Source organism: Gilliamella sp. wkB292 (assembly GCF_001690235.1).
Taxonomy (GTDB): Bacteria; Pseudomonadota; Gammaproteobacteria; order Enterobacterales; family Orbaceae; genus Gilliamella; species Gilliamella apicola_F.
In genome coordinates this window covers 1-11,843 of the sequence record NZ_LZGO01000072.1, presented here as the reverse complement: position 1 = coordinate 11,843, position 11,843 = coordinate 1, and the positions used below count along the sequence as shown (strand labels likewise).

Annotated in this window: 9 protein-coding genes and 1 tRNA gene; 8 read left to right on the top strand and 2 right to left on the bottom strand. The window is 33.7% G+C overall.

Translation table 11 applies throughout. The features are described from left to right. Positions 1–2: 2 nt before the first annotated feature. The 3 genes from A9G09_RS09545 to A9G09_RS09535 all read left to right on the top strand — a co-directional run bounded on the left by A9G09_RS09545 (position 3) and on the right by A9G09_RS09535 (position 2,818). Complete coding sequence (locus A9G09_RS09545) at positions 3–686, top strand: response regulator transcription factor (protein ID WP_065634604.1); 684 nt, start codon at positions 3–5, stop codon at positions 684–686. A gap of 573 nt (positions 687–1,259) precedes the next feature. Further along, positions 1,260–2,027: a transporter substrate-binding domain-containing protein gene (locus tag A9G09_RS09540; RefSeq protein ID WP_065634603.1), complete on the top strand. Its 768-nt coding sequence runs from the start codon at positions 1,260–1,262 to the stop codon at positions 2,025–2,027. 140 nt (positions 2,028–2,167) lie between these two features. Next, positions 2,168–2,818, top strand: coding sequence for a DUF421 domain-containing protein (locus A9G09_RS09535; protein WP_065634602.1), 651 nt, complete (start codon positions 2,168–2,170; stop codon positions 2,816–2,818). 106 nt (positions 2,819–2,924) lie between these two features. Here the strand turns inward: A9G09_RS09535 and ispE are convergent, their stop codons facing one another. Both ispE and lolB read right to left on the bottom strand, forming a co-directional pair. Next, on the bottom strand, positions 2,925–3,764 hold the full coding sequence (gene ispE, locus A9G09_RS09530; RefSeq protein WP_176700973.1) for a 4-(cytidine 5'-diphospho)-2-C-methyl-D-erythritol kinase: 840 nt from the start codon (positions 3,762–3,764) through the stop codon (positions 2,925–2,927). Between the two features lie 9 nt (positions 3,765–3,773). After that, positions 3,774–4,394, bottom strand: a complete 621-nt coding sequence (lolB, locus tag A9G09_RS09525; RefSeq protein ID WP_065634600.1) for a lipoprotein insertase outer membrane protein LolB — start codon at positions 4,392–4,394, stop codon at positions 3,774–3,776. A gap of 161 nt (positions 4,395–4,555) precedes the next feature. Here lolB and hemA point away from each other — a divergent pair, with 161 nt between their 5' ends. The 5 genes from hemA to A9G09_RS09500 all read left to right on the top strand — a co-directional run bounded on the left by hemA (position 4,556) and on the right by A9G09_RS09500 (position 10,908). Beyond that, positions 4,556–5,827, top strand: coding sequence for a glutamyl-tRNA reductase (gene hemA, locus A9G09_RS09520; protein ID WP_065634599.1), 1,272 nt, complete (start codon positions 4,556–4,558; stop codon positions 5,825–5,827). A 396-nt stretch (positions 5,828–6,223) separates the two neighbouring features. After that, positions 6,224–6,463 (top strand): zinc ribbon domain-containing protein, encoded by a 240-nt coding sequence (locus A9G09_RS09515; RefSeq protein ID WP_065634598.1) that lies wholly within the window; start codon positions 6,224–6,226, stop codon positions 6,461–6,463. Between the two features lie 101 nt (positions 6,464–6,564). Next, positions 6,565–6,651: transfer RNA gene (locus tag A9G09_RS09510), tRNA-Leu, on the top strand. A 475-nt stretch (positions 6,652–7,126) separates the two neighbouring features. Beyond that, on the top strand, positions 7,127–8,764 hold the full coding sequence (locus A9G09_RS09505) for a hypothetical protein (RefSeq protein ID WP_065634597.1): 1,638 nt from the start codon (positions 7,127–7,129) through the stop codon (positions 8,762–8,764). 824 nt (positions 8,765–9,588) lie between these two features. Next, positions 9,589–10,908, top strand: a complete 1,320-nt coding sequence (locus A9G09_RS09500; protein ID WP_065634596.1) for a hypothetical protein — start codon at positions 9,589–9,591, stop codon at positions 10,906–10,908. Positions 10,909–11,843 lie beyond the last annotated feature (935 nt).

Below are 11,843 nucleotides of genomic sequence, written 5' to 3'. Positions count from 1 at the left end.
ACATGAAGATTCTAATTGCTGAAGATGATAAAAATATTCGTACGGTGATTGCGGATATTTTAAAACAAGAAGGCTATAAAGTTATAGAAGCCGCCAATGGTAAAATTGCTTTGAAATTATTCAAGCAGAGCCTCCCTGATTTTATTATTTTGGATATCATGATGCCAGAGCTTGATGGTTATTCAGTTTGCCGTGAAGTTCGTAAATCTGACGAAGATATTCCAATTTTATTTTTGTCAGTTAAAAATGAAGAGATAGATAGAGTAATTGGTTTAGAACTAGGTGCAGATGATTATATGGGCAAACCATTTGGCGTTCATGAATTACGGGCTAGAATTAAAACTATAGTTAAACGTTGCTTAAAATCCAAGCAATCTAGTCAACTCGTTAATGATTTTTTTCCTTTTGGGGATTTAAAAATCTATCCCGTTGAATTATGTGCTAAGCGTAATAATCAGATTATCGAACTTTCATTACGTGAAATCAGAATATTAGAATGCTTATATCAGCATAAAAATCAAGTTGTGACTCGAGACACGTTATTTGATTATGTTTGGGGATATGATTACTCGCCAAATAGTCGAACTATAGATCAACACATTTCTAAATTGCGCAAACAAATTGAAATTAATCCTTTAAACCCTTGTTTGATTAAAACAATTCATGGTATTGGTTATAGGTATTAAAAGCATTGGTTCTGTATGCAATTCAATAGATCCAATATGTTTGGGAATTTATCCTATGGATTTTTCCTAATTTTCTATATTCAATTTTTGCCTATCTTTAGTTCTTACAGGGCTTAGAGCGGCATAAATAAACTTCAAGAACTCAAACTATAATGTTTTTGGGGAAGAAAATAGGGTAATCATTAAGTTTATCCTAGTTATGCTATTAAATTTCATTAAGATCAATTCTTGCTTCCTTTGTTTGATAAATTGCTATAAAAACAACAGTGATAGGTAGTAAGCATCGTTTTTCAATAAAATCTATGGTGATGATAGCTTTTGCTTTATGTGATTTAATAATCATAAAATAATCTAGCTGACTATCAAAAACTCACAGTTATTCATCCAAAAGTCTAAAAACAAACTAATACAGGGTGATAAAATTGATTGCTAAATGGCTTAATATCCAATCTAATAGTAAAGTCGAAGTAAATTAACTATTGAAAGTAAATCTTTCTAGATGAAATTAATTGATTTAATTTGTCTTATTTATGTTTTATTTGGATCTAACAGGTTATTAAAAGGAATAATTAGATGAAAAAGTTAACTGCCATTATGGCATTATTGCTTTGCTCGGGACTTGCTCAAGCTCGTACTTATGATGAAATCATCAGCTCAAAAACAATTCGAATTGGTGTGCCTGCTGATTATGCACCACTTGCTTTCTATGATAATCAAGATTCGTTGGTTGGTTTTGATATTGATATGGCAAAAGATTTAGCTAAAAAATTAAATGTTACACCTGAATTTTATATTACAAGCTGGCCCACACTTTCCCAAGATTTAGCTGCTGATAAGTATGATGTTGCAATGGGTGGCGTGACCTATACCAAAGATCGTGCAGCTAAATTTTTACTATCTGACCAAGTTGTTCCTAATGGTAAGATTGCGTTAGCCGCATGTGATATGGCACCTCAATTATCAAATTTAGACGCGATTAACCAACCCAATGTTAAAGTTGTCGTTAACCCTGGAGGGACCAATGAAAGCTTTGTTAATCAAAATATTCATACTGCACAAATCATTCGTGTAAAAAATAATATTGATAACCTTCAAGCGTTACGAGATAAAACCGCTGATATGATGGTGACAGATCTGATTGAAGGTCATTATTATGAAAACAAAGAGCCTAATGTCTTATGTTTAGCGACAGTTAAGCCATTTGAAGGTACCGAAAGTTATAAAGCTTACATGGTACAGTTGAATAATAAAAAATTAATTGATGAAATTAATAATTGGTTACCAAATTCAAATAAAGAACAACTTGCAATAAAATGGGGTGTCGTTACGCATCTTAATTAATCATTAAATTTACTTCTTTCAGTTGATAGCGAAGGTTATAAAAATAAAGTGAAATTCAGCTTTAAATCTCTGTTTTAAGCTGAATAACTTTTTCGTTGTTTGTGTAATTTTGGCAATATCATTATAAGGGTGATACAAGTATGAATTATCATGATTTTTTAGTTATTGCATTTAAATTACTGGTTGTTTTTATTTGTATAATTTTATTTTTAAAAATAACCGGCAAAACTTCGTTATCTCAAATGTCGAGCATTGATTTTATCGGTAATATGATTTTAGGTGGTATTGCTGGTGGTATTATTTATAATCCTAAATTAACAGTATTTGATTTTTTAGTGGTATTGTTGATGTGGACAACTATTATGTATACCTCTAATTATCTAAAGAAAAGAAGTCAAAATGCAAAAGCTTTTATTGTCGGTAATCCAATCATATTAATGGATAAAGGTAAAATTAAGTTAGATGCTTTTGCTGGTGTAAATATTGATTTTGCTAGCTTTGCAGTATTATTAAGGATGAAAAATATTTTTACTATTAATGCTGTTGAAAAAGCAATTCTTGAGCCTAATGGTCAGTTAACTATTGTGAAAAAGGGTGATAAAGATATATCTGTTATTGTTCTTGAAAACGAAAAACCCAATGATGAAGCATTACAATCGATTGATAAAAATGAAGATTGGTTGAAAGCCAAATTGAACGAGCAAGGCTATACCAGCTATGAAGGATTATATTGCGTTGAATATTATGATAAACATCTATTTATTATTCCCGTTGAATCGGTCAAGCAATAAAAATTAACAGTGGCGTTTTTAAACTGAGTTTTTGTTTGAATAAACCTTAACCTTATAGTGAAGGTTAAGGTATTTTAACCGATAATGTTCTGAAAATTGTAGATAATTATTGATATAACGGTGAGGTATTTAGCGATCGTGTAATAAAACTTTCTACCGAAAAGTTATTAAGTTTTGATTGTATTTCTTGCGCTTGCTGCTGTGAGTGACATAAGCTAAATACACAAGCTCCAGTACCTGTCAGTTTGGTCGGCGCAAATTGCGATAGGTAGCTAATAATTTGATGTACTTTAGGATAACGTTTACCGACAATATTTTCGCAATCATTGCTGAACGCCTCGAATGGTTGAGAAAGCAGTTGCTCAATAGTGCGAACAGGGGTATCACGTTTTAGTTCAGGATCATTAAAGATTTCGACTGTCGAAATCTCAATATTTGGGTAAGTAATTAAATACCAATTTTCTTGATAATCAACAGATTGTAGCTGGTCACCAATTCCCTCAGCAAATGCTGCATGCCCATAGATAAAAATAGGCACATCTGCACCAAGCTTTCGTCCTAGATTAATTAATGTTTCAATTGGTAAAGCGAGTTGCCATAACTCATTGAGCGCAACTAATACTGTGGCTGCATTTGATGAGGCGCCACCTAGCCCTCCACCCATAGGTATTTTCTTGTTGATGGTAATATCAATGCCTAGATCGAGGCGTTGAGTATAGTTTTTTAAACACTGTGCAGCAATAACGATTAAATTTTTATCATAAGGAACGTTATCAAAAGGCGTTAATAAATTAATTTTATTATCTTTACGCAAGGTAAAAGTGAGAGTGTCGCATAAATCAATAAATTGAAACAGAGTTTGTAAATTATGGTAATTATCTGGACGACGACCAGTTATATATAAAAATAAATTCAGTTTTGCAGGCGATAACCACTGTTTCATTATTATTACCTATTATCGTAAGATCCAATTACTAATTTTTAAACGAATTAGCTCATCATTATGATTTAGCTCAATTGACGAAGGTAGATCAATTTTCTTATTTTTAAAAGTATACGTTGAGTAACTTGGAATCTTTAACTGCCATTTATTATTATTCTGTATAAATTCAGTCGCGGTTAATCTGCCTGATTTATCTAATTTATCGGCAGAACTATTATTAGAATAACCTTTTAACCAATTATGAAGAGAGTTTAATGGAATATTAACGTTAGACACCTTACTCATCAAATCTTCGATATTATTGCCATTGTAGTTATTACCATCTTTATCAATAAGTTGTGCATAATTAGGTTCTACTTTTAGGCTCAATATGCTAGTTCCAACAGGTGTAGTCAATTTTATGTCGAAACGATCATCTGATTGTTGGTTAATTAAAAAGCGACCATAACTACGGGTTTTGTTGCTGAAATGAGCAATACTTCCATTAACTTGAAACGTATTTATCTGTTCAAGATCGTGCTGATGATTTTGCCATTGGTTTACAATAGATGTCGAGTTTTGTTGTTTGCTGACTTGGCAAGCGGTCATAAACAAAGATAAAACGATAATAAATAGATAATTGATTTTAGTCATGAATTAGCCCATTAAAATTGCCTAATATAAATTTATTATAACTGAAAATCGTTAGAATAAGAAAAAGTAACTGTAATTAAACTTTATTGTTTTTTTATGTATAATAAAAACAACAAAACGCTTAATAATAACGTTATATCACTCATAATAGAAAAAAAGCAATGTCAATTACAATATTAGGTGTTAACCATAAAACTGCACCACTTTCGTTAAGGGAAAAAATCGCTTTTCCCAATGAAATTGTGGATAAAGCATTATATAGCCTTTATCAACATCCTTTAGTTGAAGGGTGTGTTATTGTGTCTACGTGTAACCGCACAGAAATCTATTTAGGTTACGAGCATGATACTGATTTTCTAAAATTAAAACAGTCTGTTGAGATTTGGTTAGGTCAATTTCATCATGTTGATATAGCTCAGTATCAAAACGCCATTTATTGGTATGAAGGTCGACAAGCGGTTGAACATTTGATGTCGGTTGCAAGTGGCATCGATTCCATGATTATTGGTGAACCACAAATTTTAGGACAAGTTAAAACTGCGTATATGCAGGCGCAAAAAAATCATTGTTTGTCGTTAACATTAGAAAAATTATTTCAAAAAATTTTTCATGTTGCCAAAACTGTTCGTAGTGAAACTAATATTGGTGCTAATACTGCTTCTGTTGCTTATGCTGCTTGTTTAATTGCTAGAAATCTTTTTACTGATACTCCACAATTAAATGTGATGTTAGTTGGGGCAGGAGAGACCATCGAGCTTATTTCTCGGTACTTAAAACCGCATGGTTTTAATCATGTTATTGTTGCAAATCGTACCCGTGAAAAAGCATTAAAACTTGCCTCGCTAATTGATGCAGAAATTATTTCATTACCAGATATTGCCAATCGACTTAAAGATGTTGATATTGTAATCAGTTCAACGGCAAGCCCTTTACCTATTATTGGTAAAGGCATGGTTGAGCGGACATTGTTAGCAAGAAATAACCGCAAAATGTTATTTATAGACTTAGCTGTTCCTCGTGATGTAGAAGAAGAGATTAATCAACTTAACCATGTTCATCTTTATACCATTGATGATCTCCAAAAAACGGTTGAAAGTAATTTACAGCAGCGCTCAATTGCGGCTAAGCAGGCACAATATATTATTCAAGAACAAGCTGAACAATTTATCGATTGGCTTAAAGCTAGGCAGGCTGTTAATTTTGTTAAGCAATATCGTAATAATGCCGAACATATTAAGAAAGAATTAGAATATAAAGCACTCAATGCCATTAAGCAAGGTGCCAATATAGATGAAGTTTTTGCTGAATTTTCGCATAAATTAACGAATAAACTTATTCATGCACCAACGCAAACCTTGCTACAAGCAGCGACACATGATTGTGATGATTGCTTTAAAGTATTAAGTAAAGGTTTAGGTTTGAAAGAGCATTAATCAGTTTCTGATCTCGATTGATAAATATCATCACTCTTCAAATTCGGTTATCGCTGCTGACTAAATTTTGAATTGAATTTTCTCATGATTTCATTGAGATGATCAAATAAAAAGTAACCCTTGCTAATAAAGTTAGTAATGGCTGAATTATATTTTGTAAAAAATAATTTTTAATATCTAACCTATTGATTAAGATAGGTAAAATCTTTGCTTGCCTAAACTAATTATATTTTTATTAACAATAAAACATAACCATTATATTAAATCAGTCAATTTTATTTTTATTGTCTATTGCTTCACGGTGTCTTGTAATCGACTTAAACTCGGAGTAGCATTTTCAACATTGTATTGAAAACAAAATTTTTAATTTTTTAATCATTCAAACGAGATGTTGCTATGAAAATGTGTATTGCTTGTGGCATGCCAATGACAACTATTGGTGATTATCCATTGCACGATATGTCTAAAAATTATTGTAAACACTGTGCACATCAAGATGGTAGTATGAAATCGTTTGACGAAAAATGGCAAGAAGTCACATTACGTTATGCAAAAAATCACAATATAGATTATTCTGTTGCTAAGCAAACCGCTTATATAATCTTAAAAAAACTTCCAGCATGGAAACGTCGGTAATAGTTGGAATTTTAGGCAACTAAAACAGTTTGTAAGAATAACTGTTGCAGATATTGTAAAGCTTAGTATAATGCCAACGTTTACTTCTTTACACATTAAGTGCCAGTGTGGCGAAATTGGTAGACGCAGCGGATTCAAAATCCGCCGCCCTTAAAAGCGTGTCGGTTCGAGTCCGACCACTGGCACCAAGCTAGCTAATATCACTCCAGTTAAAAATTGATTTATATTTAAAAACTATTTCGAACAGGTCTATCAATTCGCTTTTTTATCAATCAACTTTCACCAATATTAAATCAAATCAAGTACAATATTGAATACACAGACAGGTACATTGGCTTCAATAATGGCATGCATCGGTAATATGGCTTTAATGCCTTTATATATTAAGGTTAATAAGCATGACAAGAACCTTACTGACTTAAGTCTATTTTTATACTTTCTCGCAATTTTAGTTAAATAACTTATAAGCAGAAATTAATAACTTTCATATAGTAATAACATTCCCTATTAATTTACCATTCTTTACAAATAATCGCCGTTAATCGGTAGTTAAATTTTACTAAGATGCTATACTTTGAGCGTTAAATTAATCGTTTAGTTTTTTTGCGCACCAAAATGGAAAAGTGTAAATAAAACAAAAAGTTGTTTAAAGGATTGTGCGTTATGCTTTATAAAGACACAAGGCATTGGCAGCCTTACGTCAAAAATCTATATCAACACACCTTAGTTGATTTATTACACCTAAAGCTTAATTTAAAACTTAGTTTAGTATTCGATTTAGTCCCTCGTTTTCTGCTCAAATTAAAGTGTGATTGCGTATCTAATTTTAGGCAGAGGTTGCTATGTGGTTTAGTATCGCACGTTCGCCAACCCAGCTCCCAACATCATTGTCGACGACAGCTATCATTGGTTAATCTTCCGCCATATATTGTTTTCAATATAAAGCGCTATTTAGCGTTAATACTGTTGTTAATATTGCCCTATACCACTACTACTCAAGCGCTATCGGCCGTTACAGTGCAGGTAATTAATGGTAATGAACCTTATTTGACTCTTGATAATGGTATAACTAAAATTACCACTAGTGATGGGTTGCTTGGTATTACCTTATCCGATGGTACGCGCATCACTCCAGCTAATAACACATCAAGCAAAGCTAAACCAATAATACTCCCAGAACTTAACCAGAGCTTTGCCGATATTGATATGTTGGTACCTACCGATGCCGATTCCATTGACTTAAGTGCTTTTATTGGCGAACCTTATCATTATTGGGGGGATGATGATGGTGATGGCCAGGGTGCTAATGGCGTTACAATTACGGGTAGCTTAAGTGTCAATATTACTAATAAATATCTGTTTCAAAGTAATCGTAATGAAATATTAAATATCTGTGATGCGCCTTACTCATTAGAATTAACTAGTACTGATGTTAGTTTAACTACGCAGTATGGGGTACCAAATAATCGTAGTTTCGCGGGTAGTAGTGCCACTTATTATATTAATTCTAAAGGTACTCCGACCATTTGTGCCATTAGACCAACTACAGATTTGATGAGCTATCCTGAAAATTTATACGGTCCGACCAATATCTGGGATTTGTATAAAGGTTTTTTTGTACAATCAACTGAGCCAGCAAGCTACAGTCGTAATTTTCCTACAACCGGTGCTGATGAACTATCTTTTTATATTGACTTAGGTGGTATTGATGTCGCATCATTAACGTGGCCACCCGTTTCTCATGGTGAGATTACCGCCAATATGATAACAGATCCAAATTTTCCATATTATATTCAAGTCACTCTCAATGGTCCGACGGCAACAATCGCCCAACAGAATTCAGCATCGCCAGGTTCTATTGCTACTCCTAGTTTACCACAAACCTTTGAAATAGTCGGTTATGATAGTAATAATATAGCGGTATTAAAATATGGTTTTGTATTAAAGCAGTGGTTTATCCTGCGATTCAGTAAAGGTGTTTCCTTTGTGAATCAAAATTCCTGGTGTTCAGCAATGATAGGCTATCGTATGCCAAAGATAAAAGATTTAACAAACGCCACCGGAGGATCCTGGACTGGTGGGGTACCATCATCAGTAACAGGTAACTATTCAAATCGTAATATTGGTGCAGGTTTGATCCCTGAATGGGGAAATAACCTGAATAATTATTCTTACGGCTCTATTTGGGCAATTGACAATGACAATTCTCAAAGCTTTATTGTTAAGACTACCGATGGTAGTGTTCTCGCTCGAGGCGACGGTCCTCGCAACTTTTATTTTGGGGTTTGCGCTTATCCTTAATCTTCAAATTACTGGAAGGCAATAAGAGGTAATTAAGGCTAAGCTGCCAATGTAAAGTCGCAGCGGCAGGGGTAACCCGAGCCGACAGAGTTGGTGAGCAAAAATGGACGATACGAGTAATTTGGGGGAAGGGCACATAAACCGCTCTTTACTCGGGCGTTTTCACCGAAAATAAAACGTTACAAACCAAGCAACGTCCGAAATTTTATCCCATTTAAATTCCATAAAATCTATTCAGAACTTTAATAAACAAGCGGGTGATATATTTTCGAATAGAAAATAATCCGTTATATTTCAAAGATATCTGACTATTTAAAGGCTATTAGCGTTTATTATTTATGGTATTATTTACATTTCTTTACAAATAATTCGGCTGAATGAGTGACTTTTTTTTATCATAGCCTTATAATTCCAAAAAATTAAGCTTATTTGAGCTTGATTTATAGCCATTTAACATAAAAAATCAAATAAAATAACAGATTAGTTGACGGATGGAACGCTATGCAGTATAATTATAGACACCAGACACCAGACACCAGCGCTGGCAAAACAATGTTTTAAAAACTCCCCAATCTCTCTTTAGGTTAAAGCTTAATTCAACTCTTACTTCTACACTTAACTTATTTCATCGAAGCAAGGTAACTCACCATCGTTTTTCAGCAATCAGAGTAAGCAAAAGATGTACATTTAGTTTAGCGTTATGCTATCGCTTAATTAAAGCGATAAATTTAAGGTTAATCTTACGTCCAACCCTGTTTTTTACGCAAATTCAAGCATCAGGCCCGTTATCTAAACTGGCTTTAGCATCGATACCATGGTTATTATTGCTGTATGCCGCTACGACTCAAGCATTGTCGGCAACGACGGCGCAAGTCATTCATGGTAGTGCGCCCTATTTAACTTTTGATAATGGTAAGACTAAAGTCACCACGACTGAGGGACTGTTAAGTATTACTTTATCCGACGGTACACAATACACACCTTCAACCAACCCTTCAACTGTAACACCAATCGTCTTACCTGATGCAGATCAGAGTTTTGCTGATATAGGGATGTTGGTTCCTACTGATACTAATTCCGTCGATTTAAATACTCTTATTGATTCAAATTATAATTATTGGGGAGATGATGATGGTGATTCTGATGTTACAGCTACAGGCAGTCTAAGTTTGTCTATTGTTGATAAAAATAATAGAACTGTATCACGAAATACTGTACCAATGTATTGTAACGCGCCTTATAAAGCTACATTAACTAGTACCGAAAGCACATTGACCACTCGTTATGGCTTTCCTAATAGCATTAAGTTCGGTGCAGGTAATGTTAGCTATTATTTTAATCCTAAAGAATCACCAGGGGTTTGTTTTGCTAAACCGAGTAATTTGGTATATAACATAGGTATCTATGCAGGTCCCGAAAATATCTGGCATTATAATAAAGGTTTCCTAACTCAAACAGCTACACCATCATCTTATAGTTCAAATTTCCCGACTACTGGAGCTAATGGTTTGTTCTTTGATTTAGATATTAGCAATACTGATCAGGCATTAACTTGGGAGCCGGTTTCTCATAGTGGAATTACAGCGACGATGACTAATTCAACGAATACTAGTGTTCGCGTTACCTTAACTGGTCCTGCTGCAACCTCATCACAATGGAGTTCTCGAGAGCCGGATAAAATAGCTAAACCATCTTTACCCCAGACATTCGAGTTAGTTGGTCGTGACAGTAGTGGTAACGCTGTCGCTAAATATGGATTTGAATTAAAGCAGTGGTTTGTCAATCGTGGAACCGTTATGGGAAATTACAACGACCAACTATCTTGGTGTAAAAATATAGGTTATCAACTTCCTAATATAAGGGATTTAACCAATGCTGTTTATCCATCAGATGACGATATAATTACTGCTACACCTGTATCATCGGGGAATTATTTCCAACGACACATCGGGGCCGGTCTTTTTTCTGAGTGGGGTTATATGCTATATTACACTAATGCTAACTTTTATTGGTATTATTGGACTAACGACAAATACTCCCATGGTGACTACTGGTATTATGCGCACGGCGACTACGGACTTATTCATTGGGTAACGCCTGCAGGTTTGTACTACGGGATTTGTGCTTCAGAACTCAAACCTTAGTTCTTATTTTGGGGGGGAGAGTAAAATAGCGTAGATTTTCCAAAACTTTATGATGTCGAAACTTAACCCATTCGCCTCGATTGAGGCGAATGGGTTGTGTGTTTATCGCAAGAAAGTTGAGTAGCGGGGATAGAAGGTCCTAAATTCCGCTTAAAAATTATTAAATGATCAAAACCACGATTTTAAAGACTAAAATAAATTTTTTAGGAAAAATAATCTTAATTTTAAAGATTTATAATGGAAATATATTCATTTAAAAAAGTAACTAACTGATTATATTTTAGATATTTCTTACAAACGTTAACGTTATTGAGTGAAAAAAGTGTTGCATTGTGTTTCTTCAGTTATTTTACTTTTTACATCGTTTTAGATGAACGACTAAAAATCAACCTAAATCAATAAAATTAATCAATTAATCAAATGATTAATTGATATGGTTGTCACATGGGTATTATAATTTTCTACAGATCAAAACGATAATTTAAATTTGTTAAAGTTAAGATCACAAAATACATTTTCCACAGAATTCTATTTTTACACGAAGATAAGTAAAATATCACGAGCTTTCGTGCGATCGTTTTTCCTATTCTTGCGTCAATCTTTTTATCAAACCAAATTATCCTGACAGATCTTTTTAGTGCTATTGCTTGTTTTTTGCTTGTAACTTCCTATTTTAGCCAAGCGTTAACGTCTAGAACATCAAATTAATTCTTAAATTATGGATAGTACATAAGAGGTAATAAAGGCTAAGCTGCTAATGTAAAATTGCTGCGGAAAGGGTAACCCGAACCGACAGAGTTAGTTAGCAAAAATGGATGGTGCGAGTAATTTGGGGAAGATCACATAAACCTCTCTTTACTCGGGCGTTTTCACCGAAAAGAAAACGTTACAAAACAAGCAACGTACGAAATTTCAATCCATCTAAATTCCATAAA

Coding starts and splice junctions, on each gene's coding strand:
- lolB (WP_065634600.1), bottom strand. CDS start 4,394: ATGACTAAAATCAATTATCTATTTATTATCGTTTTATCTTTGTTTATG.
- A9G09_RS09535 (WP_065634602.1), top strand. CDS start 2,168: ATGAATTATCATGATTTTTTAGTTATTGCATTTAAATTACTGGTTGTT.
- A9G09_RS09515 (WP_065634598.1), top strand. CDS start 6,224: ATGAAAATGTGTATTGCTTGTGGCATGCCAATGACAACTATTGGTGAT.
- hemA (WP_065634599.1), top strand. CDS start 4,556: ATGTCAATTACAATATTAGGTGTTAACCATAAAACTGCACCACTTTCG.
- A9G09_RS09545 (WP_065634604.1), top strand. CDS start 3: ATGAAGATTCTAATTGCTGAAGATGATAAAAATATTCGTACGGTGATT.
- A9G09_RS09505 (WP_065634597.1), top strand. CDS start 7,127: ATGCTTTATAAAGACACAAGGCATTGGCAGCCTTACGTCAAAAATCTA.
- A9G09_RS09540 (WP_065634603.1), top strand. CDS start 1,260: ATGAAAAAGTTAACTGCCATTATGGCATTATTGCTTTGCTCGGGACTT.